A 25,630-nucleotide genomic window follows, 5' to 3' on the forward strand; every position below is an offset into this window, starting at 1 on the left:
TCCCGCCGGGACGTCCGCACAGCTGGTCCGGGAAGTGTCGTACACCCGCGTGCGCGGCCCGGTCCGGTCGTGGGGCCGGTGGGGCCTGAGGGGTCACCGCAAGCATCCGCACAGGTTCCTGTCAGACCCCCGTGCCAGATTCCCCGGCATGAGCATGATGACCGTGGCCGAGACCGCGCCGGGTGCCCTGCCCACCGACTTCCGTTCCGTCGCCGACCTCCGCAGGGCCGTCGCCGCCCACTTCACCGCCCGGGGCATGGGCCCCGACGAGCTGGGCGCCGAGCACTTCGCCCACCTGGTCGACGAGGCCGAGACCGGCGTCGTCCGCTTCGAGCGGGCCCGGCTGCGCCGTCGCTGACCTGCACGTCCGTCCGGGACGGATCATGATGGGCCCGTGCGGACGACGCAGCAGACCGGCACCCGGTCGCCGGACGCCGCTGCGCTCGCCCAGCTGATCGGGCGGCGCCGGCGCCGGCCGGTCGCGCAGGGTCTGCTGGCGGTGGTGTTCCTGGCCCTCGCCGTGGCAGAGGGGCTGACCGGGGCTGTCTGGACGGCCGTCGCGCACGTCCTGCTGGGTGCGGGAGCTGCCCTGGTCTGGTGGCGGCACCCGGTACCGCAGCTCCGCCAGGTCACCGTCGACGCCCTGCTGGTCCGCCGCGATCGCCGCACCGAGCAGCTCCCCCGGTCGTCCGTCCGGGACGTGCAGGCCCGTCACGGCCGCGGCGGGTACGGCCTCGAGGTCACCGTCGACGGTGCCGAGCCGCTCTGGCTGCCCGGGACCGCACGGACGTGGTCCGTGGCCGCCGCGCAGGCCCGGGAGCTGCGCGACTGGGCCGGGCAGCCCGCCGGCTGACCGGTCAGTCGAAGAGGCCGCGCACGTCGTCGGCGGTGAGCGGGCCGGACATCAGGGCGTCGTCGTCCATGACCCGGGTGAAGAGGTCCTGCTTGCGGGCCTTGAGGGCCATGACCTTCTCCTCGATGGTGCCGGTGGCCACCAGCCGGTAGACCATCACCGTCTTGTCCTGCCCGATCCGGTGCGCACGGTCGACCGCCTGTGCCTCGGCGGCCGGGTTCCACCACGGGTCCAGCACGAACACGTAGTCGGCCTCGGTGAGGTTCAGCCCGAACCCGCCCGCCTTGAGGCTGATCAGGAACACCGGCGCGGTGCCGGTGCGGAACTCCTCGATCCGCTCCCCGCGGTCCCGGGTGCGGCCGTCGAGGTACACGTAGGGCAGGCCCTCCTCCTCCAGCCGGCGGCGGATCGTGCTCAGGAACCCGGTGAACTGGCTGAACACCAGCGCCCGGTGCCCCTCGGCGACGACCTCGGTCAGGTGCTCCAGGAACGCGTCGGCCTTGCTGGAGCGCACGTGCGCGTACTCCTCGTCGACCAGCGCGGGGTCCAGGCTGAGCTGCCGCAGCAGGGTGAGCGAGCGGAAGATCGTGAACCGGTTCTTCTGCATGTCGTCGACCAGGCCGAGCACCTTGGTGCGCTCGCGCTGCAGGTGCGTCTGGTAGAGCTTCTCGTGCTCCGGGTTGAGCGCCACCTCCAGCACCTGCTCCTGCTTGGGGGGCAGCTCCGCGGCCACCATCTCCTTGGTGCGCCGGCGCATCAGCGGCCGGATCCGCCGGCGCAGCGTCGCCAGCCGCTCGGCGTCGCCGTCCCGCTCGATCGGCGTCCGGTAGGAGTCGGTGAACGCCTTCGGGTCGGGGAACAGGCCCGGCGCCACGATCGACAGCAGCGACCACAGGTCCATCAGGCTGTTCTCCAGCGGCGTACCGGTGATCGCCAGCTTGAACGGCGCCGACAGCCGCCGCGCGCACTGGTAGGTGCGGGCCTGGTGGTTCTTCACGAACTGCGCCTCGTCCAGCACCAGCCCGCTCCACCGCACGTCGCCGTAGCTGTCGGCGTCGATCCGGAACAGCGCGTACGACGTGAGGACGACGTGCGCCCCCGCCACCTGCCGGCGCAGGCTCGCCCCGCTGCGCCGCTCGGTCTCCTCCACCGTGACCACCCGCAGCCCGGGGGCGAAGCGGGCGGCCTCGCGCGCCCAGTTGGACACCACGCTCGTGGGCGCCACCACCAGCACCGGGTCGCCCAGCTGCCCGGCCTCGTGCGCCCGGCACAGCAGCGCCAGGGTCTGCAGCGTCTTGCCCAGGCCCATGTCGTCGGCCAGCACCCCACCCAGCGCGTGGTCCCACAGGAAGGACAGCCAGGCGTAGCCCTCGCGCTGGTAGGGCCGCAGGTCGGCGACCAGGCCGGCGGGCAGCTCCGGGCCCTCGCCGGTGCCCGCGTCGGCGTCGAGCAGGCCGCGCACCTCGCGCACCCACCGCTCGCTCTGCTCGTCGACGACGCCGAGGGCCAGCAGCTCCTCCCACAGCCCGGCCTGGAAACGGCTGAGCTGGACGCCGTCCCCGGGCACGTCCTGCAGCTCGCGGGCCTCGTCGATCAGCGCCCGCAGCTTCTGGAACTCCGGCCGCAGCAGGCTGAAGTACGTGCCGCTGATCAGCACCAGGTGCGTCTTGCCGCGCACCAGCGCGTGGAACAGCGTGCTGAACGGCACGTGCTGGCCGTCCATGGTCACCGTGACACCGAGGTCGAACCAGTCGGAGTCCGGGCTGTCGGTGGCCGCGAAGCTGATCTGCGGCGCCGACGTGGTCTGCCGGTAGTCCGGCGGGGTGCCGGTGACCTCGACGACCACCTGCTGCGCGGCCTGCAGGTCGGGCAGCACCGTGGTGGTGAACTCGACCGCCTCCATGCCGCGCAGCTGCACCCGGGTGGCCAGCTGACCGGGTGGGTCCAGCCACAGCTCGCCCAGGGCCACCGCCGACGCCGGCAGCCCGGCCATCAGCTCGCGCTCGGCGGCCAGGTCCCGGCCGGAGCCGACCGGGGCGTCCTGGCCGGGGTCGAGCAGCGGGAACTCCCGGCTGGCGCCCTGTCCACCGCCCTGCCCCCGGACCCCGCCCTGTCCGTAGCGGACCGACCAGGACAGCATCGCGGTGGTGTCCCCGGCGTACCGGACGTCGAGCACCAGCACCGGCGGGGCGATCTCGGGCAGCTCCACCGACCCGTCGCCGGACAGCACCGGCACCACCTGGCGCAGGCCGGGGTACCACTGGGTGAGGAACCGGTCGACGTCCTCGGCGGGGATCGGGATGGTGCCGCCGCGGGCCACCATCCCGGCCAGCGCCGGCGGCACCGGGCGGGACAGCCGGGCGAGCACCAGCCCCGGCTCCTCCCCGGCGGGGGCGTCCAGGCCCTCGGCCCGGCCGGCGCGCGCGTAGTCGTCCCCCTCGACGGCGATGCCGTGCGGCGGCACCCCGAGGAAGCTGATCGACCCGCCGACCAGCGCCCGGCCGTCCAGGCGCACCACCGGCTCCAGCGACGTGCGCTCCCCGGCCGGGGCCCGGCGGACGTCGACGGCGACCTCGGCGGTGCCCTCGGTGAGCAGCACCCGCCCGCCCGGCTTGCCCGCGGTGACCAGCGGCACGCCGTCGGCGACGGCCTGGGCGAGCATCCGCCACACCACCGGGCCGAACTCGTGCAGGTAGACGTCGGAGTTGGCATAGGAGTAGTGCTGGTTGCGCGAGCTCTGGTGGGCGGCGTACAGCGCGCGCAGCGCGCCCACGTGGGTCTCCTTCCACCCGCCCTCGGTGGTGTCGTACTGCAGCTGCCGCCAGGAGATGCCGGTGCGGATCCAGCCGCCGTTGCGCCCGGTGACCACCGGGCGGATCTTGATCAGCCGCTGCTGGGTGCCCGGCGCCCCGACCGACCCGCGCCCGCGACCGGGCTCCAGCGGCATCAGCTCGAACTGCAGCGCCACCGGGCTGCCGGCCCGGTCGGTGCGCGTCTCGACGGCCTGCACCAGCTCACCCAGCGAGCGCTCCCACGGGGCCAGCGGGGGGCCCGCGGGCGGTGCGTCCGCCGGGGCCTCCAGGGACGCCCGGACGGCGACCAGCACCGCGGCGACGTGCTTGCAGTCGACCCGGATCGGGCAGGAGCAGGCCCCGGACCAGCCACTGCCCCCGGCGGTGACCGTGGTGCGGTACGGCCGAGGCGAGGCGCCCTGCACCGTGGCGGTCAGCCGGCGGCCGCCGTGCTGGGCCTCCAGCTGGGACACCCGGCCCTGCTCGGCGTAGGCCTGACCGCGGCGCAGCGCGTCGTAGCCGACAGCCCGCCGGATGGCCGAGTCACTGAGCTGGTCCCGCCACTCGGTGAGCACGGGACCAGGCTAATCGGCGGTGCCGACGACCCCGGCCAGCCCACGCGGGCACGGCGCCGCCGGCCGTCCGGCACCCGGACCTGAGCCCGGAGGCGGCGGAGACGGGTCCAGGCTGAGACGGGGGCACGTGCTGGTCCAGGGACCGGTGCCGCCGTAGCCTGGCGCGGCCATGACCAGCGTCCCCCGCCTGCTCACCCGGGGCGCGCTGTCCGGCACCGCCTACGGCGTACTGGGCGGCCTGTTCGCAGGCGCGGTGCTGGGCACGGCGATCGTCCCGGTGCTCGGCACCCTGTTCGGGGCCGGGATCGGGTTCCTGGTGGGGCTGGTCACCGGGCCGGTGCTGGGTCTGGTGCTCACCGTCGTCGCCCTGTGTTGCCCGAACCCGCCGACCCGGCTGCGCGCCACCGCGACCACGGCCCTGGTCGCGGCCGTGCTGTTCACCGCTGCGCTGCTCGTCCTCCAGCCGTTCGACGTGGGTCCGTCCTGGCAGGCGGTGGCCGTGCCCCTGGCCTCGACGGTCGGCGTCGGTGTGCTGTTCCTGTGGGCGAACGCCCGGCTGATGGACGACCTCTTCGGCCCGGCACCCGACCAGTTGCTGCCGGCCGGGGACTGGCGGGTGCCCACGTTCGGCACGGCCGGGACCGTGGTGGCCCTGCTCTGCGCGGGCGTCGCGGTCCACGGGTGGGCCGCCGCGCTGATCGGCTGAGCCGCCCGGGTCGCGGGCGGGCGCCCGGCCAGGCCAGGATCGCAGCCATGAGCAGCGACCGCGCCGGACAGCCCGCCCAGCCCAGCGACCTCGTCGACGTCGCGCACCTGGTCACCGCCTACTACGCGACCGAGCCCGACCCCTCGGTGCCCGAGCAGCAGGTCGCGTTCGGCACGTCGGGGCACCGCGGGTCCTCCTTGGACGCCGCCTTCAACGAGGCGCACATCCTCGCCACCACGCAGGCCATCGTCGAGTACCGCCGCGGGCAGGGCACCGACGGCCCGCTGTTCGTCGGCCGGGACACCCACGCGCTGTCCGAGCCGGCCTGGGTCAGCGCGCTGGAGGTGCTGGCCGCCAACGACGTCACCGTGCTGGTCGACCGGGCCGACGGCTACACGCCCACCCCCGGCGTCAGCCACGCCATCCTCCGCGCCAACCGGGGCAAGAGCTCCGGGCTGGCCGACGGCATCGTCGTCACCCCGTCGCACAACCCGCCGCGGGACGGCGGCTTCAAGTACAACCCGCCGCACGGCGGGCCGGCCGACTCCGACGCCACCGGCTGGATCGCCGCCCGGGCCAACGAGCTGCTCCGCGCGGGGCTCGCCGGCGTGCAGCGCGTCCCGTTCGCCCGCGCCCGGGCCGCCGCGCAGCCGCACGACTTCCTCGGCGACTACGTCGACGACCTGCCGGACGTGCTGGACCTGGCCGCGGTGAAGGACGCCGGGGTGCGGATCGGCGCCGACCCGCTGGGCGGTGCGTCGGTCGGCTGGTGGGGCGAGATCGCCGACCGGCACGGCATCGACCTGACCGTGGTGAACCCGCTGGTGGACGCCACCTGGCGGTTCATGACGCTGGACTGGGACGGCAAGATCCGGATGGACTGCTCCTCGCCGTCGGCGATGGCCTCGCTCATCGGCCGCAAGGACGAGTTCCAGATCGCCACCGGCAACGACGCCGACGCCGACCGGCACGGCATCGTCACCCCCGACGGCGGGCTGATGAACCCCAACCACTTCCTCGCCGTGGCGATCGGCTACCTGTTCAGCAACCGGCCCGGCTGGGCGCCCGGCACCGCCGTCGGCAAGACGCTGGTGTCCTCGTCGCTGATCGACCGGGTGGTGGCCGACCTCGGCCGCACGCTGCTGGAGGTGCCGGTCGGCTTCAAGTGGTTCGTGCCCGGGCTCATCGACGGGTCGGTCGGCTTCGGCGGTGAGGAGTCCGCGGGGGCGTCCTTCCTGCGCCGCGACGGCAGCGTCTGGACGACGGACAAGGACGGCATCCTGCTGGCCCTGCTGGCGGCCGAGATCCAGGCGGTGACGGGCCGGTCCCCCTCGGAGCACCACGCGTCGCTGGTGGAGCGGTTCGGGGCGTCGTCCTACGCGCGGGTGGACGCCGCGGCCACCCGGGAGGAGAAGAGCAAGCTCGGCAAGCTCTCTCCCGACGCCGTGCAGGCCACCGAGCTGGCCGGCGAGCCGATCACCGCGAAGCTCACCCGGGCCCCGGGCAACGACGCCCCGATCGGCGGGCTCAAGGTCACCACCGAGTCGGCCTGGTTCGCCGCCCGCCCGTCGGGCACCGAGGACGTCTACAAGATCTACGCCGAGAGCTTCCGGGGTGACGACCACCTCGCGCAGGTGCAGGAGGAGGCCCGCGCCGTCGTCGGGGCCGCCCTGGGCGGCTGAGCCGGGCCCTGCCGTCGTCGCAGCGCTGCCCGTCGTCGCAGCGGTGATCAGCTGGGTGCACGAATGTCCGGCCGAGCTCACCAGCGTTGGTGAGCTCGGCCGGACGGTGATCAGCTCAGCTGATCACCGCTGGGCGGTGCCGGCAGTCAGGACACGTCGTCGTCCACCCAGTCCAGGGACTTGGTGACGGCCTTCTGCCAGTTGCGGTACAGCCGCTCGCGCTCGGCGCCGTCCATGGACGGGTCCCAGCGCTTGTCCTCGGCCCACTTGGCGGTGAGCTCGTCGAGCGAGGACCAGAAGCCGACGGCGAGCCCGGCCGCGTAGGCCGCGCCCAGCGCTGTCGTCTCGGCGATCTCCGGCCGGATCACCGGGACGTCGAGGATGTCGGCCTGGAACTGCATGAGCAGCTCGTTGCCGACCATGCCGCCGTCGACCCGCAGCTCGGTCAGGTCGACCCCGGAGTCGGCGTTCATGGCGTCCAGCACCTCGCGGGTCTGGTAGGCGGTGGCCTCCAGCACGGCGCGGGCCAGGTGCCCCTTGTTGACGAACCGGGTCAGCCCGACGACGGCGCCGCGGGCGTCGGAACGCCAGTGCGGGGCGAACAGACCGGAGAACGCCGGCACGAAGTACGAGCCACCGTTGTCCTCGACGCTGCGGGCCAGGTCCTCGATCTCCGGGGCGCTCTTGATCATGCCCAGGTTGTCCCGCACCCACTGCACCAGCGAGCCGGTGACGGCGATCGAGCCCTCGAGGGCGTAGACCGGCTTGGCGTCGCCGAGCTGGTAGCACAGCGTCGTCAGCAGGCCGTTCTGCGAGGGCACGGCCTCCTCGCCGGTGTTCAGCAGCATGAAGTTGCCGGTGCCGTAGGTGTTCTTGGCCATGCCCTTCGTGAAGCAGACCTGGCCGAAGGTGGCGGCCTGCTGGTCACCGAGCGAGCCGGCGATCGGCACGTCGGCCAGGAAACCGGCCTTGCGGCCCTTCCCGTAGACCTCCGAGTTGGACTTGATCGCCGGGAGCATCGACAGCGGGATCTGCATCTCCGCGGCGATCTCCTCGTCCCACTGCAGCGAGCGGTAGTCCATCAGCATCGTGCGCGAGGCGTTGGAGACGTCGGTGATGTGCAGGCCGCCGTCGGCGCCACCGGTCATGTTCCAGATCAGCCAGGAGTCGATGGTGCCCATGACCAGGTCACCGGCCTCGGCCTTCTCCCGGGCGCCCTCGACGTTGTCCAGGATCCAGCGCACCTTCGGGCCGGCGAAGTAGGTGGCCAGCGGCAGGCCGACCTTGTCCTTGTACCGGTCGGCGCCGCCACCGAGGGCACCGAGCTGCTCGACGATGGCCGCGGTGCGGGTGTCCTGCCAGACGATGGCGTTGTACACCGGCTGACCGGTGTTCCTGTCCCAGACGACGGCGGTCTCGCGCTGGTTGGTGATGCCGACGGCGACGATGTCGGAGGTGGCGATGTTGGCCCGGGCCAGGGCCTGCCCGACCACCTCACGGGTGTTGCCCCAGATCTCCAGCGCGTCGTGCTCGACCCACCCGGCCCGCGGGAAGATCTGCTCGTGCTCCTTCTGGCCGACGCTGACGACGGCGCCGTCGTGGTCGAAGATCATGCACCGGGTGCTGGTGGTGCCCTGGTCGATCGCGGCTACGTACTGGCTCACAGTTGTTACCTCTCAACGCTGAGTGATCGCCATAATGGCCATTATGGCGGGAGGTGCGGGTCGGGTCAGAAGGAGACGTGCGACAGCCCACCGGCGAGCACCGCGCCGATGAGCGGGCCGACGACCGGCACCCAGGCGTAGCCCCAGTTGCTGTCGCCCTTGCCCTTGATGGGCAGGATGGCGTGCGCGATGCGCGGGCCCAGGTCGCGGGCCGGGTTGATGGCGTAGCCGGTGGGGCCACCGAGCGAGGCGCCGATGCCCACGACGAGCAGGGCCACCGCGAGCGGGCCGATCTCGGTCGGGGTGTCACCGAAGCGCAGGATGATGTAGATCAGCACGAAGGTGCCGATCGCCTCGGTGACCAGGTTGTCCGCGGTGCTCTTGATGGCCGGGCCGGTGGAGAAGGTGCCCAGCTGGGTGCCGGCCGCCTCCGGGTCGTCGTAGTGCGCGCGGTAGGCGGCCCAGGCCAGCACGGCGCCCAGGATCGCGCCGATCAGCTCCGCGGCCAGGTAGACCAGCGTGCTGGCCACCGACACGTCGACGCCGGGCGCGTACTGGTCGGCGCCGCTCACCAGCAGGCCGATCGTGACGGCGGGGTTCAGGTGGGCGCCCGAGCTCGCGGCGGCGTAGACGCCGGCGAAGACGGCCAGGCCCCAGCCGAAGATGATGACGATCCAGCCGCCGCCGTTGCCGAAGCTCTTGGGCAGCGAGACGTTGGCGACGACGCCGACGCCCAGCAGGATCAGGATGGCGGTGCCGAGTACTTCACTGCCGAAGACGGTCCCGAGACCGACGGTGTCCACGAGTAGGTGCTCCTCTGCGTTGGCCCGCAGCGTTGCGGACCGGTGACCGGCACGGCGGCGCGGATGTGGTCCCCGTCACCGCCGTGCCCTTTCGTCGCAGGACCGTAGGGGCCGTACCGGAGCGTCACAACCCTCACCTGTGCGACATGGTCGTACTGCTCCCGAACAGGTCAGGGAGCTCCCCAGGCGATGCTCAACTGCACCGCCCGCTCCCAGCGGGGGTACTCCGCGCTCAGCGCCCGCGCCCGGGCCGGCACCGGCGTCCACTGCGCGGAGCGGTGCCAGTTGCGCTTGAGCGCCTCCACGTCGGACCAGACGCCGACGGCCAGCCCCGCGGCGTACGCGGCGCCGAGCGAGACCGTCTCCCCCACCATCGGTCGCACCACCGGGGTGTCCAGCACGTCGGCGACGAACTGCATGAGCAGGTTGTTCGTGGTCATGCCGCCGTCCACCCGCAGCGCGGCCAGCGACAGCCCGGAGTCCGCCTCCATCGCCTGCACCACGTCGCGGGTCTGCCAGCCGGTCGCCTCCAGCGCCGCCCGGGCCAGGTGGCCCTTGGTCACGTAGCCGGTCAGCCCGGCCACCAGCCCGCGCGCCTCACCGCGCCAGTGCGGGGCCAGCAGCCCGGAGAACGCCGGGACGACGTAGCAGCCGCCGTTGTCCCGCACCGTGCGCGCCAGCGTCTCGACCTCGGGTGCGGTCGCGATCAGGCCCAGGCCGTCCCGCAGCCACTGCACCAGCGCCCCGGCGACGGCGACCGACCCCTCCAGCGCGTACCGCACCGGCTCGCCGGCCAGCTGGTAGGCCACCGTGCTGATCGAGCCCGACCGGGAGCGCACCAGTTCGGTGCCGGTGTTCTGCAGCAGGAAGCTGCCGGTGCCGTAGGTGCACTTGGCGTCCCCCGGGGCGAAGCAGACCTGGCCGAAGAGCGCGGCCTGCTGGTCGCCGAGGGCACCGGCGATCGGGATCGCCGGTGACAGCGCCGTGGCCGTGCCCAGGACCCCGACCGACGGCCGGATCTCCGGCAGCATCACGGCCGGGACGTCGAAGAACGCCAGCAGGTCGGCGTCCCAGCGGCAGGTGCGCACGTCCATCAGCAGGGTGCGGCTGGCGTTGGTCACGTCGGTGACGTGCACGCCGCCCTCCGGGCCGCCGGTGAGGTTCCAGATCAGCCAGGTCTCCATCGTGCCGAACAGCAGCTCACCGGCCTCGGCACGCTCCCGCGCCCGCGGCACGTGGTCCAGGATCCAGCGCAGCCGGGGCCCGGCGAAGTAGCCGGCGATGTCCATGCCGGCGCGCTCGGCCACGATCGCCGCGTCCGGCCGGGCGGACAGCTCGGTGACCAGTTCGGCGGTCCGGGTGTCCTGCCAGACCAGGGCCCGGCCGACCGGCCGGCCGGTGGCGCGGTCCCACACCACCGTCGTCTCGCGCTGGTTGGCGATGCCCAGGGCGACCACGTCGCCGTCGGCGGCGGCGACGTCGCGCAGCACCTGGGCCGCCGTCCGCTGCGTGTTCGCCCAGATCTCCATCGGGTCGTGCTCGACCCAGCCCGGGCGAGGGAAGTGCTGGCGGTGCTCCCGCTGCCGGACGGCGACCATCCGCCCCGACCGGTCGAACACGATGGAGCGGGTCGAGGTGGTGCCCTGGTCGACGGCGAGCACGTACCGGTCGGTCACCCGCTGTGCCCCAACTCGCGCGAGACGGCCTGCGCCGCGTCCAGCACCATCGTCAGCAGCGCCGGCCGCGGCGCCCCGCGCCCGTCCAGCACCACCGACGTCGGGCCGCTGATGCCCAGCGCGGCCACCACCAGGCCGGTCGACCCGCGCACGGGCGCCGCGAGCCCGCTGACGCCGAGGTCCGGGCCCACCCGGCCGGTCGCCCAGCCGCGGGCCCGCACCTCGGCGAGCTCCACCCGGTCGACCGCGACGTCGCCGACCCCGGTGCCGCCGCCGTGCCGGCCCGCGGCCGACGCCAGCAGCACCTTGCCCAGCGCCGTCGTGGCCGCGGGCAGCCGGGTGCCGACGTCGAGCACCTGCACGGAGTCGTCGGGCCGGAAGACGTGGTGCACCACGTCGACGTGGTCGCCGGCCAGCGTGGCCAGCCGCACCGCCTGGCCGCTGCGGGAGGCGAGCGCGTCGGCCCAGTTGGAGGCGCGGGCGCGCAGCTCGTTGACGTCCAGGTGCCCGGCGCCCAGCCGCAGCAGGCCGGCCCCCAGGCTGTAGCGCCCGGTCGAGCGGTCCTGGTCGACGAACCCGACGGCCAGCAGCGTGCGCAGCAGGCTGTGCGTGGTCGTCTTCGCCAGCCCCACCGCGCCGGCGATCTCGGTGACGCCGAGCGTGCCGCCGGAGCCGGCGACCACCTGCAGGATCGCGGCGGCCCGCTCGATGGACTGCACGGTGCCCGGCACGTCGTCACGCTAGGGCATCGACCGGCCCGTGGAACGGCGGAGTTCAGCAGCGTCCGTCCGGGTTCACCAGTGTTGGTGAGCTCGGCCGGACGGTGATCAGCTCAGCTGATCCACGCTGGCGGGCGGGGGTCGCGCCGTGACCTGGCCGTACGACAGTGTCGAACGGCGCTGTTCGACTCGGTCAGCGGCACCGACCTACCGTTGTACCCGAGCCGCCGGTACCACGGGCGGCGGCAGCCACGACGAGGTGCGCCGGCCCAGGAGCACCTCCACCCCGCGTCGGTCGACGGCGACCGCGCACCGAGGAGCCCAGACATGACTGCAGTACCCCCGCTCGGTCCCGCCCAGCGCGCACAGGCGTGGGAGGAGCTCGTCCGCGGCCAGTTCGAGGTCCTGGTGATCGGTGGTGGCGTCACCGGCGCCGGCGTTGCGCTCGACGCCGCCACCCGCGGTCTGCGCACCGCCATGGTCGAGGCCCGGGACTTCGCCAGCGGGACGTCGTCCCGCTCGTCCAAGCTGTTCCACGGCGGCCTGCGCTACCTGGAGCAGCTGAACTTCGGCCTGGTGCGCGAGGCGCTGCACGAGCGCGACCTGTCGGTCAACCGGATCGCCCCGCACCTGGTCAAGCCGGTGTCCTTCCTGTACCCGCTGACCCACCGCGGGTGGGAGCGGCCCTACGTCACCGCCGGCCTGGCGCTGTACGACGGCCTCGCCCGCTTCGGCGCGCTGTCCGAGCCGATGCCCGCGCAGAAGCACCTCACCCGCACCGGGGCCCGCCGGCTGTTCCCGGCGCTGCGGTCCGACGCGCTGGTCGGTGCCGTGCGGTACTGGGACGCCCAGGCCGACGACGCCCGGCACACCCTCACCCTCGCCCGCACCGCCGCCCACTACGGCGCCACCGTGCTGAACTCCGCGGAGGTCGTCTTCTTCCTGCGCAACGGCGACCGCGTCGTCGGCGCCCGGGTGCGCGACGTGGAGACCGGCCGCGAGGTCGACGTGCAGAGCGAGGTCGTGGTCAACGCGACCGGCGTCTGGACCGACGACCTGCAGACCCTCGTGGGTGGCCGCGGCCGCTTCCACGTGCGGGCCAGCAAGGGCGTGCACATCGTCGTCCCGCGGGACCGGATCAACGGCGAGACCGGCCTGATCCTCAAGACCGAGAAGTCGGTGCTGTTCGTGATCCCGTGGGGCAGCCACTGGATCGTCGGCACCACCGACACCGACTGGGACCTGGACAAGGCCCACCCGGCGGCCAGCCGGGAGGACATCGACTACATCCTCACCCACGTCAACGAGGTGCTCGCCGTCCCGCTGACGCACGACGACATCACCGGCGTGTACGCCGGCCTGCGCCCGCTGCTGTCCGGGGAGAGCGAGGACACCAGCACGCTGTCCCGCGAGCACGCCGTCGCGCGGCCGACGCCCGGCGTCATCTCGGTGGCCGGCGGCAAGTACACGACCTACCGCCCGATGGCCGCCGACGCCGTCGACGCCGTCGCCGAGGACGTGACCCGCCAGGTGCCGCCGAGCGTCACCGAGAACATCCCGCTGGTCGGCGCCGAGGGCTACCACGCGATGGTCAACCAGCTGGACACGCTGGCCGAGCGCTGGGGCATCCAGCGCTTCCAGGCCGAGCACCTGCTCAACCGCTTCGGCTCCCTGGCGCCGGACGTGCTGGCCCTGGCCGCCGAGGACCGCTCGCTGCTGGAGCCGGTGCCCGGTGCCGAGGAGTACCTGATGGTGGAGATGGTGTGGGCGGCGGAGCACGAGGCCGCCCTGCACCTGGACGACCTGCTCGCCCGGCGCACCCGCATCTCCATCGAGACCGCGCACCGCGGCGTGGACAGCGCCGAGCCGGTCGCCCGCGCCGTGGCCGGCGTCCTGGGCTGGGACGCCGAGCGGATCGCCAACGAGGTGGCCAGCTACGCCGCCCGGGTGGAGGCCGAGCGCCGGTCGCAGACCGAGGCCGACGACCGGGCCGCCGACGCGGTGCGGGTCGCCGCGCCGGACACCCGCGCGGTGGCGGTCGGGCGCGCGCTGGTCTGACCCGCCGCGGTCCCCCGCCGACCCCCGCCCCGCACCCGGGGCGGGGGTCGCTCGTCGGCGGCTTGCACTTCCGTGCCGGCTGGACTTGGATCGGCGGAGGGTGACCGTGCACACGGGCATGGTGACCCGCCGTGCACCACGTGCGGAAGGGTGACGTGACCGAGTCCCCTCCTGCCCCGCCGTCCCCCTCCACCCCCGCGCAGGACCGGGACCGGCTCGCCGTCGCGCGCCGGCTGGAGCCGGCCGAGGAGACCAGCCCCACCCTGGACGCGCTGTCCGAGCTCGCCGCCCGGCTGATGCGCGTCCGGGCGGCACACGTCTGCCTGCTCACCGACGCCGAGGCGATCGCCGGCCGCTCGCTGACCACCCCGGCGGGCCACCGGCCCCTGGACGACTCGATCTGCCGGCTGGCCCTGGACGGGGAGATCGTGGTGCCCGACGCCCGGGCCGACGCCCGTACCGCCGGTGTCAGCCTGGTGGCCGAGGGTCTGATCGGTTCGTTCCTGGGCACCCCGCTGGTCGTCGACGACGACCTGGTGGTGGGCACCTTCTGCGTCTTCGACCCCGAGCCCCGCCCGTGGACCGACGACGACCGGGAGACGCTGCGGTTGCTCGGCCAGGCGGCGGTCGTGGAGCTGCAGCACGCCGAGCTGGCCGTGGAGTACGAGCGCACCCGGCTGCGCTGGGGCCTGGCCATCGAGGCTGCGGAGATCGGCAGCTTCGACTGGGACCTGCAGAGCGGCGTGCTGGCCTGGGACGACCGGCTGATCGAGCTGTTCGGTTACGACGCGGCCACCTTCGACCGCAGCATCGAGGGCTTCAACGACCGCGTTCACCCGGCCGACCTGCCCCGGGTCAGCGCGGCCATCGCCCGCTCGATCGCCGGGGGCGAGGACCTCGAGATGGAGTACCGGGTGGTGCTGCCCACCGGGGTGACCCGCTGGGTGCGGGCCCGCGGCAAGCCGCTCTACGACGCCGCCGGCGTGCCGGTCCGCCTGCTGGGCGCCGCCCAGGACAGCACCGACCAGCGCGACCGGGAGGCACTGGTCGGCCGGGTGCTGGAGGCGATGCCCTCGGCGATGGTCTCGGTGGACCGCCGGTGGCGCTTCACGTACCTCAACGCCGAGGCCGAGCGGGTGCTGGGCCGGCCCCGCGCAGAGCTGCTCGGCGGGGCCCTCGGCGAGCTGTTCCCCGCCGGGGTCGGCACGCCGTTCGAGGCCGGCTTCCGCCGGGCGATGGAGACCGGCGAGCCGCAGACCCTGGAGGCGTACCACCCCGCGCCGCTGGACGTCTGGCTCGAGGTGCGGGCCTGGTCCACCCCCGAGGGCCTGTCCTTCGTCCTCCGCGACGTCACCGAGCGCCGGCGCACCCAGGAGCTGGCCGCCCGGCAGGCCCAGCGGCTGGAGCTGCTGGCCCAGGTCGGCGCCGAGCTGAGCGGCACGGTGGACGGCGCGGCGGTCATCGGCCGGCTGGCCCGGCTGGTGGTGCCGGCGCTGGCCGACGGCTGCGTGGTCACCGTCGTCGACAGCTCCGGCCGGGTGCGGGACGTCGGCACGTGGCACGCCGACCCGGGGCACCGGGCCGCGCTGGAGCGCTACGGGCGGGCCCGCGTGCACGCACGGCCCTCGTCGCCCGGCGCCGGGGTGGGGGTGGTGGACCGTGCGGTCGGCGCGTGGACGCCCGACCTGCCGCCCGCGGCGGGGCGGCTGCTCGCCGAGGTAGACGTCGGCCACGTGCTGGCCCTGCCGATGCGCGGGCACAGCTCGGACACCGGGCTGCTGTCCCTGCTGTACGCGCCGGGCCGGCTGCCCACCGACGAGGAGCGGCAGACCGCCCAGGACGTCGCCGACCGGACCGGTCTGGCACTGGACCAGGCGCAGGTCTTCGGCCGCCAGCGGCTGCTCGCCGAGGGGCTGCAGCGCAGCCTGCTGACCGAGCCGCCGGAGCCCGACGACCTGGAGGTCGTCGTGCGCTACGAGCCGGCCGCCGAGCAGGCCCAGGTGGGCGGTGACTGGTACGACGCGTTCCTGCAGCCGGGCGGCTCGATGATGCTCGTGATCGGGGACGTCGCCGGGCACGACACCCAGGCCGCCGCGGCGATGGGCCAGCTGCGCAGCCTGCTGCGCGGGGTCGCCGTCTACAGCGACGCGGGCCCGGCGGAGGTGCTGCGCGGGCTGGACCGGGCCGTGCAGGTGCTCGACGTGCCCGCCCTGGCGACGGTGGCGGTGGCCCGCTTCGAGCAGACCGACGAGGAGGTGGCCCGCGGGGTCACCCGGCTGGTGTGGTCGAACGCCGGCCACCCGCCGCCGGTGGTCATCGAGCCCGACGGCACGTTGCGCCTGCTCGGTGGGCTGACCGGGGAGCTGCTGCTCGGAGTCGACCCCGACACCCGGCGCACCGAGCACAGCGTCGTCCTGGCGCGCGGGTCGACCGTCGTGCTCTACACCGACGGCCTCGTCGAGCGCCGGGACGCCGACCTGGACCACGGCCTCGCGGTGCTCACCGACGAGCTCACCCGGCTGGCGCACCTGCCGCTGGACCAGCTGTGCGACCAGCTGCTCGACCACCTGCTGCAGGGCCGCCCGGACGACGACGTCGCCCTGGTGGCTGTGCGGCTGCACCCACAACGGGACGGGTGACGAGCGCGGGCACGGGCGACCCGATGTGATGCACTCGTGCATCCAGTACACCGGTGCATCGGATACGGTGCCGCATCGTGAGCACGACATCGACGCCCCGGCGCCGCCCGCCACGCCGGCGTGCGGTCACCGCCGAGCTGCTGCTGGACGCTGCCCTGGAGACCTTCGCCGACGTGGGCTTCGCCGCGGCGACCATCGAGGACGTCTGCGGGCGCGGCGGCTTCACCCGCGGCGCCTTCTACTCCAACTTCGCCAGCAAGGACGAGCTGTTCGCCGCGCTCGTCACCCGGGAGTGCCGCCGGGACCTCGGCCGCGCCGACGACCTGCTCGGTGACGTGAGCGCCGAGCCCGACCCGGTCGCGGCCGCCGTGGACCGCTGCCTGGAGCTGTTCCGCCAGGACCGCGCCTGGACCCTGGTGCTGGCGGAGTTCACCCTGCACGCGGCCCGGCACCCCGCCGCGGCCGCCCTGCTCGCCGAGACGCGCGAGCGCACCTGCAACCTGCTGGTGGAGGCCATCGAGCGGCTGGCCGGCACCGCCGGCATCGCCCTCACCGTGCCGGCCGCCGACCTGGCCCGCGCCATCTCGGCCCTGCACGAGGGCGTCAGCCTGCACCAGCTCACCGGTGGGCCCGCCGCGGGCCGGCTGGAGCGCGAGTCACTGCTGCTCCTGCTGCGCGGCGCCACCAGCACCCGCCCGTCCACCCCTTCCCCGGAGTCCTGATGTCCACCCTGCTCTACCGGCTCGGCCGTGCCGCCTACCACCGTCGTCGCCTCGTGTCGGCCGTCTGGGTGGCCGTCGTGGGTCTCGTGGTCGCCCTGCTCCTCACCGTCGGCAGCCAGTCCGACGACGCCTTCACCATCCCCGGGTCGGAGTCGCAGACGGCGCTGGATCAGCTCCGCGAGGCCTCGCCCGCGGCGGCGGGGGCCAGCGCCAGCGTGCTGTTCGCCGCGCCCGACGGGCAGACGGTCACCGCTCCGCAGTACGTCCAGGCGATCGGGCAGGTGGTCGCGGCGGCCGGGCAGGTGACCGACGTCGGGGCCGTGACGGACCCGTTCGCCACGCAGGCACTCAGCCGGGACGGCCGCGCGGCGCTGGTCACCGTGCAGTACGACGTCGAGGGCGAGGCGCTGGCCGCCGACGCCTACGACGAGCTGACGGCGGCCACCGCCGCGGCGCGCGACGCCGGGCTGCAGGTCGAGGTGGGGGGCCAGGCCTTCAGCACCACCGGCGTGGCCGTCGGGCCCACCGAGCTGGTCGGGGTGCTGGTCGCCGTGGTGGTCCTCGCGGTCACGCTGGGCTCGCTGCTGGCCGCCGGGATGAACCTGCTGATCGCCCTCGTCGGCGTCCTGGTCGGGCTGGGCGGGCTGCTGCTGTCCTCCAACGTGCTGACGCTGTCCTCCAGCGCGCCGACCCTGGCGCTGATGATCGGCCTGGCGGTCGGCATCGACTACTCGCTGTTCATCCTGTCCCGGCACCGCTCGCAGCTGGCCGCGGGCCTCGACCCGGCGGAGTCCGTCGCCCGGGCCGCCGGCACCGCGGGCTCGGCGGTGGTCTTCGCCGGCCTCACCGTGATCATCGCGCTGTCCGGGCTGTCCGTCGTCGGCATCCCGTTCCTGACCGTGATGGGCCTCGGCGCCGCCGGCACCGTGCTGGTCGCGGTGCTCGTGGCCCTGACGCTGCTCCCGGCGCTGCTCGGCTTCGCCGGTGCCCGGCTCACGCCGGAGCCGGGCTCGCGGGCCGGTCGCCGCGAGCAGGCGCTGGCCGCCGAGGACGGCCGGCCGGCCCGGTTCGGGGGTGCCCGCTGGGGTGCGCTGGTGACCCGCCGGCCGCTGGTCACCGTGCTGGTCACCGTGATCGGGTTGCTGGTGATGGCCGTCCCGGCCCTGCAGCTGCGGCTGGCGCTGCCCGATGCGAGCACCGCCGCCGAGGACAGCCCGCAGCGGCAGGCCTACGACGCGGTCAGCGAGTACTTCGGCCCCGGGCTCAACGGCCCGCTGCTCCTGCTGCTCGACGGGCTCGACCCGGCCGGTGCGCAGGACGCGGCCAACGCCGCCGCGGTCGCCGTCGGCGGGGTGCCGACCGATCGGCCCGGTGAGTTCGACGGCGGCCTGGACGACGTCGTCGTCGCCACGCCCCAGGTGCTGCCCGACGGGACGACGGCGATCGTGCAGGTCGTGCCGGAGAGCGGCCCGCAGGAGCAGGCCACCACCGACCTGGTCGCCGACCTGCGGTCGCTGGCGCCGCAGCTGGAGCAGCAGACGGGCGCCGAGGTCGCGGTGACCGGGCAGACCGCCATCGCCATCGACGTGTCCGACCGGCTGCAGGGTGCGCTGTTGCCGTTCGCCCTGATCGTCGTCGGGCTGGCGGTGGTGCTGCTCATGCTGGTGTTCCGGTCGGTGCTGGTCCCGGTGAAGGCCGCGCTGGGCTTCCTGCTGTCGGTCGGTGCCTCCTTCGGCGCGGTCGTCGCGGTGTTCCAGTGGGGCTGGCTGGCCGACCTGTTCGGGGTGCCGGCCACCGGCCCGGTGATCAGCTTCATGCCGATCCTGCTGATGGCCGTGCTGTTCGGGCTCGCCATGGACTACGAGGTGTTCCTGGTGTCCCGGATGCGCGAGGAGTACGTGCACGGCGCCGCCCCGCGCGACGCCGTGGTCGGCGGCATGCGGCACGCCTCCCGGGTGGTGGTCGCGGCGGCGCTGATCATGCTCTCGGTGTTCGCCAGCTTCGTGACCATCGAGGACGTCACCATCAAGGCGATCGCGTTCGGTCTGGCAGTCGGCGTGCTGGTCGACGCCTTCGTCGTCCGGATGACGCTGGTGCCGGCGGTGCTGGCCCTGCTGAGCCGCTCGGCGTGGTGGCTTCCCCGCGGGCTGGACCGGGTGCTTCCCGACCTGGACGTCGAGGGTGCGCGGCTGGAGCGCCCGGCGCCCCCCGTCCGGGAGCCGCAGCCCGCCGGCTGACCTGCCGGCGGGGGCACGGGTGGGGGACGATGGGCCGTCCGCCCGTCGACGTCGGAGGAGATCGGTGTGAACGAGTTCGACCTGGTGCTGCCCTCCGCGGTCGACGTCCGCGAGGTGGGCATGCGCGACGGCCTCCAGCTGGAGGCGCCGGTGCCCCTGGCGCAGAAGCTGGAGATGCTGGACGCGCTGGTCGCCACCGGCGTCGGGCGGATCGAGGTCACCTCGTTCGTCTCGCCGAGGGCGGTGCCCGCGCTGGCCGACGCCGACGCGCTGGCGGCCCAGCTGGGCCGCTGGCCCGGCGTGCACTGGTCGGCGCTGGTGGCCAACGCCCGCGGCGCGGTGCGCGCCGTGGACGCCGGTGTCGCCGACCTGGAGTACGTGGTGTCGGCGTCGGACTCGCACAGCGTCGCCAACGCCGGCCGGCCCACCGCCGGCGCCCTCGGGGCGGTCGGTGAGGTGGCCGGTCTCGCGCACGGCGCGGGCGGGTCGCTCGAGGTCGTCGTGGCGACCGCCTGGGACTGCCCGTTCGAGGGCCGCACGCCGATCACCCGCACCGTGGACGTCGCCCGGGCCGCGGTCACCGCCGGCGCCGACGCGCTGTGCCTGGGCGACACCATCGGCACCACGACGCCGCTGCGCGTGCTGCAGCTGCTGGACGCCGTCCGGCGGGCCTGCCCCGGTGTGCCGCTGGGGGTGCACTTCCACGACACGCGGGGCTCCGGGCTGGCCAACGTGCTCACCGCGCTGCAGAGCGGCATCACCCAGGTCGACTCCTCGGTGGGGGGCTTGGGCGGGTGCCCGTTCGCGCCGGGGGCGACCGGCAACATCGCCACCGAGGAGCTGGTCTACCTGCTGGAGGAGTCCGGGGTGCGCACCGGGTTGGACCTGGACGCGCTGATGACCGCCGCGCGGGTCACCGAGCGGGCCGTCGGGCACGAGCTGCCCAGCTCGCTGTTCCGGGCCGGCGGGCGGCCGGTTCCCCGCGGCGCCGTCACCCCGACCCCCGCCTCGGCCCCCTCGTAGGGTGTGAGGGTCAGGCCCCCTCGTAGGGGCCCGCCGCGAGCCTGCGAGGGGTGGGGGGCGAGGGGGTCCTTCCTCAGTCGAACCGGACGACGAGCACCGCGATGTCGTCCCGGCCGTCGTGGACCGGCGGTGCGACGTGCCGGCAGAGCTCGGCCGGGCCGGCGTCGACCGGTGCGGCGGCGAGCCGCGCGACCAGGGCGGCGATGCCCTGGTCGATGTCCGTCCCGGGCTGCTCGATGACGCCGTCGGTGTAGGCGACGAGCGTGCTGCCCGGCGGCACCTCCAGGCGCAGCGTGGCGCGCCCGCCCCGCTCGTCCACGCCGATCAGCAGACCGGACAGCTCGTCGAGCAGCCGGACGCTGCCGTCCACCGCGCGCAGCAGCACCGGCGGGTGCCCGGCGGTGGCCAGGTCCAGCAGCCACGGCCGGCCCTCGGCGGCCGGCGGTACGGCCCGCCCGTAGACCATGGTGGCCAGTGCGGCGATCCGCAGGCCCTGGAACAGCCGGTCCACCCGGTCGAGCACCACCCCCGGTGTGGGGTCCTGCGGGTCCCAGACGCAGGCGCGGAGCAGCCCGCGCAGGTGCCCCATGGAGGCCGCGGCCGCGACGTCGTGACCCACCACGTCGCCCACCGAGAGGCCGACGGACCCGTCGGGCAGGTGCAGCAGGTCGTAGAAGTCGCCACCGACCTCGGCCGTGGTCGAGGCCGCGACGTAGTGGGCAGCGGAGGAGACACGCGGGATGACCGGCAGCTGGGGCAGCAGGGAACGCTGCAGCGTCTCGGCGACGGCGTGCTCCTGCTGGTAGAGCCGCACGTTGTCCATGGCCAGCCCCGCGCGGCCGGCGAGGTCCTCGGCCAGCTCCACGTCGTCGGCGGTGAAGGCGGCGCCGGGGGCGGTGTTGACCAGCGCGATCGCGCCGAGGGTGCGCCGGCGGGCGATCATCGGCACGGTCATCACCGAGGTCCCGCCGAGCCGCTCGAAGGCGGCCCGGGCGTCGGGGTGCGGCACCGCGTCCACCAGCCGCTCCGGGGTGAGCCGCTCGATCACCACCGGCCGGGAGGTGCGCAGGCTCTGCCGGCTGGGCGAGCTGTCGGTCAGGTGCATGGCGTGCACCCGGGCGAACAGCTCCAGGTCCTCGGTCATCCCTTCGCGGTGCAGGTGGGCGGTGGCCTCGACGGTGCCCGACGGGTCGGTCAGGGTGAGGAACACCCAGTCGGCCAGCAGCGGCACGCACAGCCCGGCCAGCCGTTCGAGGAGCTCGTCCATGTCCAGCGTCGCGGTCAGCGTCCTGCTGGCCTCGGCCATGAGCGCCAGCCGGCTCTGCGCCCGCTCGGCGTCGGCCTGCGACTGCTCGGCGACGGCTCGGGCGACCTCGGCCTCCCGCCGGGCCACCTGCTCCGCGGCGAAGGCCTGCTCGCGCTCGTGCTCGACCCGCACCCGCTCGGTGACGTCGGTCTGCACGCCGACGAAGCTGACCAGATCGCCCTGACCGTCGAAGACCGGCGAGATGGACACCTGGTTCCAGAAGGCGGTGCCGTCCTTGCGGTAGTTGATCAGCGTGGTGGTGATCGGCTCCTGAGCCTCCAGCGCCGCCCGGATCGCCGCGACCGTGCCCCGGTCGGTGGCCGGGCCCTGCAGGAAGCGGCAGTTGCGCCCCACCGACTCCTCGTAGGTGTAGCCGCTCATCCGCGTGAAGGAGGGGTTCACCCACACCAGCGGCTCGTCGTCCTGGTTCGGGTCGGTGATGGTGAAGGTGATGTCGGTGGCGATCACCGCGCGCTCGCGCAGCGCCTGCATCCGTGCCCGCGGGTCGATCGACGGGCCGGTGTCGACCTGGAGGAACACCACCAGGGACAGGGCGGGGCCGCCGCCCGCCTGGGACAGCGGGAAGCCGGTGACCCAGAGCAGCTGCTCGTCCAGGTCCTCGCCGGCCGGGCTGCCGTCGCTGGGCACGGCGGGCCGCACGGCCATCCGCACCGCCTCGCCGGCGACCGGCTGCCCCTGGGCCACCAGGGACAGCGGGCTGCTGCTGCTGGCCAGCGGGGCGGCGTTGAGGTCGGTGAGCCCGGCCGCGCTGCCCCACTCGTCGACGCCGATCGGCAGCTGGACGGTGCCGGCCATCTCGATCGCCGCGCCGTTGGCGTAGGTGACCGTGCCCGCCGCCTGGTCGATCACCAGCACGGCGACGGGCACGTCGGACAGCACCCCGGGCAGCGCGGCGATGACCGAGGACGGTCCGGAGTCGGCCTCGTGCTCCTGGACGACGGCGGCGGCTGCGCCGACCACGCCGGCCTGGGCGGCCCGCTGGGGGCCGCTGTCGACGCCGAGGGCCGCCTCGGAGGCAGCGGAGACCACGGCCGCGGCCTCCGCCGGGATCGATGGCGGCACGTCGTCCTGCGGTCGGTCGTGATCGGCCGGCACGCAGCCGACCCTAGGCGATGCATTCCGTCGTGCACCACCGACCCTGGGGGTGTTCCTGCCCGTCGTCGTGCAGGTTCCCCCGTCCGGGGCATGCGCGTGCAGCGCCGGGGGTGGGCGGGCCGTCGCGGGCCCCGGCGCGGGCCGCACCGGGCCGTCCGGCGGCCGCGGGCGGCCTGCTCAGCCCGGCGCCGGTCCCTGGCCCTCGTCGAGGGTCGCGGACCGGTGGCGCAGCCACAGCAGCCCCAGCACGGGCAGCGCCAGCGGGATGAAGCCGTACCCCTGCCCGAAGCCGGACCACACGGTGGCGTCCGGGAACGCGGCCGGGTCGGCCAGCGAGAGCACGCCGACCGTCAGCACACCGACCAGTTCGACGCTGCAGGCGACCACCGCCGCCCGGCGTCCGGCCCGGCCGCCGCGGGCGAAGCCGATCGCGGCCACCAGGTAGACCACCGACGCCACCGCGGACAGCACGTAGGCCAGCGGCGCCTCGGCGAAGTCCAGCGCGATCTGCACCGCCGCGCGGGCACCGGCGGCCAGCGCGAAGACGGCGTACAGGGCCACCAGGACGCGGCCCGGCCCGCCGGAGGTGTCCTGGGCGTCGGTGGGTTCCGCCGGGCGGCCGAGGGCGCCGTCCCCGGGTCCGGGGTCACCGCGGTCAGGCACCGGTGGCCTCCCAGAGCTGCAGGCAGCGCCAGATCATGACCGCCACCACCAGGCCGGCGACGGCGAGCACGGTGCCGGCCCAGCGGGTGGGCTCGGTGCGCGACCACAGCGCCCCGGCGACCGGGATCAGCAGCACGCTGAGCAGGTAGGCCACGAACGTGGAGGTCTCCGGTGGCCGGGTGCCACCGACGAGCTGGACGACGGCGAGCACGGCCTGGACGACGAGTGCGGCCTCGAGCAGGCCCGCGGCGACCAGGTGGACCAGCCCGGTGCGGCGGCGCAGCAGCGTCGAGGTGATGCCCAGGGCGGCGACGACGAGCGCCAGCACGGTGACCACGGCCACGAGCGTGGTGCTCACCGGGCGGCTCCGGTGCGGGAGGCGGGGGCTGGCACGCGCCCATCCTCCCGCACCGTCCGCCGTGGTCAGCGGCCGATGCTCGACATGTCCGGGTAGCGGTCGCCCGCGGTGGCGCCGGCCGGGGCGGCGGCGTCCAGGGCGGTCAGGTCGTCGTCGGTGAGCCGGACGTCGGCGGCAGCGGCGTTCTCCTCCAGGTAGCGCACCCGCTTGGTGCCCGGGATGGGCACGACCGACGGCAGGCCGTCGCGCCCGCTGCGGGCCATGACCCAGGCCAGGGCGAGCTGGGCGGCGGTGACGCCGCGGGCGTCGGCGAGCGCGCGCACCCGGTCGACCAGCTGCATGTTGTGGGTCAGCGCCTCGCCCTGGAAGCGCGGGGTGTGCCGGCGGAAGTCGGTGGGCTCGAGGTCGTCCACGCTGAGCCGGCCGGAGAGCAGCCCGCGGCCGATCGGGGAGTAGGCGACGAAGCCGATGCCGAGTTCGGTGCAGGTGCTGAACACGTCGTCCTGCTCGGGGTCGCGGCTGAACAGCGAGTACTCGCTCTGCACCGCGGTGACCGGCTGGACGGCGTGCGCGCGCCGGATGGTGGCCGCCGAGGCCTCCGAGATGCCGGCGTGACGGATCTTGCCCGCCTCGACGAGCTCGCGGAGGGCGCCCCAGGTGTCCTCTACCGGGACTCCTGCGTCGACGCGGTGCTGGTAGTAGAGGTCGATGACGTCGACGCCGAGGCGCTGCAGGGAGGCGTCACAGGCGCGGTGCACGTACTCGGGGCGGCCGTTGATGCCGAGGAAGGCGCCGTCCGGGGAGCGCTCGTTGCCGAACTTGGTGGCCAGGACGACGTCGTCCCGGCGGCCGGCGAGGGTGGCGCCCAGGAGGCGCTCGTTGGTGAACGGGCCGTACATGTCGGCGGTGTCGAGGAAGGTGACGCCCAGGTCGAGGGCGCGGTGGATCGTGCGCTCCGCCTCGGCCTGGTCGCCGGTGCCGTAGAACTCGCTCATCCCCATGCAGCCGAGGCCCTGGGCGGAGACGGTCAGCGTGCCCAGCTGTCGTGTGTCCATGGGCCCATGATGCGCGCTGTCCCCGGGGAAGTGGAAAGGCGCTCTCCGGTACCGGTCGGTAGCGGGACACGCCTGGCCGACACGCGGGGCGGAGCCCGTTCCCGCAGCGCTGTGGTGGCGGGGCGTTCCCGCTGTGACGGACGCTGGTCGGTGGCAGCCGCGCTGCCCCTCGGTCGACCCCGGGGGTGGCGCTGAGCCCAGGCGCCGCCCCGGGTCCCCAAGGGTGGGCGGGATCGACCGTCGGGTCGGTGTCGGCCGGTCGGGCGGGGGAGGTGCGGACGTCCGGTGGTGCTCGGTCACCCCTGGATGGGCAGGGTGTCGGTGTCCTGGGCACTGCCGCCGTCCAGCCGGACTCGCGACGTCGCCTGTCGTCGGTGTGGGGCCGACCGGGCGGGTGGTGCGTCGCCGTCATCGGGATGTGCGGTGCCGGTCGTGCCCGAGCCGGCCGGGGGCTCGACGACGGAGGCTCACCGGTGGTGAGAGGACCCGGGACGACGTGGCGTGGGTCGTCACCGCGGGTCGGGGTTGGGTCGCCCTCGGGACGTGGGAGGGCGGCTCGCTGGTGGGCGGGGCGCGGGGCGCGGGGCGCGGGAGTGCGGCTCGCTGGGTGGGTGGAGCGCGAGACGCGGGAGGCCGCCCGCGGAGGTGGGTGGAGCGTGGGTGCGGGACGTGGGAGGCCGCTCTTGGTGTGGGTGGGCGTCGGGCGCTGCGGGGCTGCACGGATGCGCTGTCTCACACAGCTGTGCTCGCCGGCGCCCTATGGCCGGGTGCGTGCTCGCCCACTGGTGGCTCGGCGTCTCGTGCCCTGGGAGGAGGTCCGGCGGTCGGATCCCCGACGGCCTCGACGATGATCGCAGTCGATGGAGATTCCTGAGAAAGTCCTGATCAGCTGCGTGATCGGGCCGGTTTCTGTCGTACCCCCTCCGTAGGTTCGTGGTCATGGAGGACGGCGGCGGGTTCGGGGTGGCGGTGTCGATCCGCGC

The 25,630-nt window shown here is 74.5% G+C and carries 18 protein-coding genes; 9 read left to right on the plus strand and 9 right to left on the minus strand.

What is annotated here, in order from left to right; translation table 11 throughout:
• Nucleotides 1-148 precede the first annotated feature (148 nt).
• Both G1H19_RS15165 and G1H19_RS15170 read left to right on the plus strand, forming a co-directional pair.
• Nucleotides 149-358 carry a hypothetical protein gene (locus G1H19_RS15165; RefSeq protein ID WP_152731891.1) on the plus strand — a complete coding sequence of 70 codons (210 nt, stop codon included), beginning with the start codon at nucleotides 149-151 and terminating at the stop codon, nucleotides 356-358.
• A gap of 36 nt (nucleotides 359-394) precedes the next feature.
• A complete protein-coding gene (locus G1H19_RS15170) occupies nucleotides 395-853 on the plus strand; it encodes a hypothetical protein (protein WP_152731893.1) in 459 nt (152 codons plus the stop codon).
• 4 nt (nucleotides 854-857) lie between these two features.
• On the opposite strand, the gene G1H19_RS24615 is transcribed toward G1H19_RS15170, so the two are convergent.
• The gene (locus G1H19_RS24615) at nucleotides 858-4,220 is read right to left on the minus strand and encodes a DEAD/DEAH box helicase (protein WP_162393610.1); all 3,363 of its coding nucleotides are present in this window, start codon (nucleotides 4,218-4,220) and stop codon (nucleotides 858-860) included.
• A gap of 169 nt (nucleotides 4,221-4,389) precedes the next feature.
• Between G1H19_RS24615 and G1H19_RS15180 the strand changes: the two genes are divergently transcribed.
• Together G1H19_RS15180 and pgm are read left to right on the plus strand one after the other, a co-directional pair.
• A complete protein-coding gene (locus G1H19_RS15180) occupies nucleotides 4,390-4,926 on the plus strand; it encodes a hypothetical protein (RefSeq protein ID WP_152731895.1) in 537 nt (178 codons plus the stop codon).
• Nucleotides 4,927-4,973: 47 nt separating this feature from the next.
• Nucleotides 4,974-6,608 carry a phosphoglucomutase (alpha-D-glucose-1,6-bisphosphate-dependent) gene (pgm, locus tag G1H19_RS15185; protein ID WP_152731897.1) on the plus strand — a complete coding sequence of 545 codons (1,635 nt, stop codon included), beginning with the start codon at nucleotides 4,974-4,976 and terminating at the stop codon, nucleotides 6,606-6,608.
• Between the two features lie 146 nt (nucleotides 6,609-6,754).
• On the opposite strand, the gene glpK (G1H19_RS15190) is transcribed toward pgm, so the two are convergent.
• The 4 genes from glpK (G1H19_RS15190) to G1H19_RS24620 form a co-directional block, all read right to left on the minus strand.
• Nucleotides 6,755-8,272 carry a glycerol kinase GlpK gene (gene glpK, locus G1H19_RS15190; RefSeq protein ID WP_162393609.1) on the minus strand — a complete coding sequence of 506 codons (1,518 nt, stop codon included), beginning with the start codon at nucleotides 8,270-8,272 and terminating at the stop codon, nucleotides 6,755-6,757.
• Between the two features lie 65 nt (nucleotides 8,273-8,337).
• On the minus strand, nucleotides 8,338-9,075 hold the full coding sequence (locus G1H19_RS15195) for an MIP/aquaporin family protein (protein WP_162393608.1): 738 nt from the start codon (nucleotides 9,073-9,075) through the stop codon (nucleotides 8,338-8,340).
• A 170-nt stretch (nucleotides 9,076-9,245) separates the two neighbouring features.
• Nucleotides 9,246-10,751 (minus strand): glycerol kinase GlpK, encoded by a 1,506-nt coding sequence (gene glpK / locus G1H19_RS15200; RefSeq protein WP_162393607.1) that lies wholly within the window; start codon nucleotides 10,749-10,751, stop codon nucleotides 9,246-9,248.
• A complete protein-coding gene (locus G1H19_RS24620) occupies nucleotides 10,748-11,482 on the minus strand; it encodes an IclR family transcriptional regulator (RefSeq protein WP_162393606.1) in 735 nt (244 codons plus the stop codon). The genes glpK (G1H19_RS15200) and G1H19_RS24620 overlap by 4 nt, the downstream gene beginning before the upstream one ends.
• Before the next feature lie 315 nt (nucleotides 11,483-11,797).
• On the opposite strand from G1H19_RS24620, the gene G1H19_RS15210 reads away from it, so the two are divergent.
• The 5 genes from G1H19_RS15210 to G1H19_RS15230 all read left to right on the plus strand — a co-directional run bounded on the left by G1H19_RS15210 (nucleotide 11,798) and on the right by G1H19_RS15230 (nucleotide 20,149).
• Nucleotides 11,798-13,528, plus strand: a complete 1,731-nt coding sequence (locus tag G1H19_RS15210; RefSeq protein WP_152731901.1) for a glycerol-3-phosphate dehydrogenase/oxidase — start codon at nucleotides 11,798-11,800, stop codon at nucleotides 13,526-13,528.
• 155 nt (nucleotides 13,529-13,683) lie between these two features.
• On the plus strand, nucleotides 13,684-16,167 hold the full coding sequence (locus tag G1H19_RS15215) for a SpoIIE family protein phosphatase (RefSeq protein ID WP_152731903.1): 2,484 nt from the start codon (nucleotides 13,684-13,686) through the stop codon (nucleotides 16,165-16,167).
• Between the two features lie 77 nt (nucleotides 16,168-16,244).
• A complete protein-coding gene (locus G1H19_RS15220; RefSeq protein WP_152731905.1) occupies nucleotides 16,245-16,889 on the plus strand; it encodes a TetR/AcrR family transcriptional regulator in 645 nt (214 codons plus the stop codon).
• The gene (locus tag G1H19_RS15225) at nucleotides 16,889-19,126 is read left to right on the plus strand and encodes an MMPL family transporter (protein WP_152731907.1); all 2,238 of its coding nucleotides are present in this window, start codon (nucleotides 16,889-16,891) and stop codon (nucleotides 19,124-19,126) included. Before G1H19_RS15220 ends, G1H19_RS15225 begins: the two co-directional genes overlap by 1 nt.
• A gap of 66 nt (nucleotides 19,127-19,192) precedes the next feature.
• Nucleotides 19,193-20,149, plus strand: a complete 957-nt coding sequence (locus G1H19_RS15230; protein WP_162393605.1) for a hydroxymethylglutaryl-CoA lyase — start codon at nucleotides 19,193-19,195, stop codon at nucleotides 20,147-20,149.
• Between the two features lie 73 nt (nucleotides 20,150-20,222).
• Here the strand turns inward: G1H19_RS15230 and G1H19_RS15235 are convergent, their stop codons facing one another.
• The 4 genes from G1H19_RS15235 to G1H19_RS15250 form a co-directional block, all read right to left on the minus strand.
• Nucleotides 20,223-22,538, minus strand: a complete 2,316-nt coding sequence (locus G1H19_RS15235; protein ID WP_235928423.1) for a SpoIIE family protein phosphatase — start codon at nucleotides 22,536-22,538, stop codon at nucleotides 20,223-20,225.
• 210 nt (nucleotides 22,539-22,748) lie between these two features.
• A complete protein-coding gene (locus tag G1H19_RS15240) occupies nucleotides 22,749-23,234 on the minus strand; it encodes a hypothetical protein (RefSeq protein WP_235928422.1) in 486 nt (161 codons plus the stop codon).
• Nucleotides 23,227-23,592 carry a hypothetical protein gene (locus G1H19_RS15245; protein WP_162393604.1) on the minus strand — a complete coding sequence of 122 codons (366 nt, stop codon included), beginning with the start codon at nucleotides 23,590-23,592 and terminating at the stop codon, nucleotides 23,227-23,229. Before G1H19_RS15245 ends, G1H19_RS15240 begins: the two co-directional genes overlap by 8 nt.
• A 65-nt stretch (nucleotides 23,593-23,657) precedes the next feature.
• Nucleotides 23,658-24,647 (minus strand): aldo/keto reductase, encoded by a 990-nt coding sequence (locus tag G1H19_RS15250; protein WP_152731908.1) that lies wholly within the window; start codon nucleotides 24,645-24,647, stop codon nucleotides 23,658-23,660.
• Nucleotides 24,648-25,630 lie beyond the last annotated feature (983 nt).

The sequence above is a fragment of the Goekera deserti genome (assembly GCF_010685995.1).
GTDB classification, from domain to species: domain Bacteria; phylum Actinomycetota; class Actinomycetes; order Mycobacteriales; family Geodermatophilaceae; genus Goekera; species Goekera deserti.

Excerpts from the sequence above, each read along its gene's own strand:
- G1H19_RS15165 (WP_152731891.1), top strand. The coding sequence starts at position 149 with ATGAGCATGATGACCGTGGCCGAGACCGCGCCGGGTGCCCTGCCCACC.
- G1H19_RS15180 (WP_152731895.1), top strand. The coding sequence starts at position 4,390 with ATGACCAGCGTCCCCCGCCTGCTCACCCGGGGCGCGCTGTCCGGCACC.
- pgm (WP_152731897.1), top strand. The coding sequence starts at position 4,974 with ATGAGCAGCGACCGCGCCGGACAGCCCGCCCAGCCCAGCGACCTCGTC.
- G1H19_RS15210 (WP_152731901.1), top strand. The coding sequence starts at position 11,798 with ATGACTGCAGTACCCCCGCTCGGTCCCGCCCAGCGCGCACAGGCGTGG.
- G1H19_RS15225 (WP_152731907.1), top strand. The coding sequence starts at position 16,889 with ATGTCCACCCTGCTCTACCGGCTCGGCCGTGCCGCCTACCACCGTCGT.
- G1H19_RS15250 (WP_152731908.1), bottom strand. The coding sequence starts at position 24,647 with ATGGACACACGACAGCTGGGCACGCTGACCGTCTCCGCCCAGGGCCTC.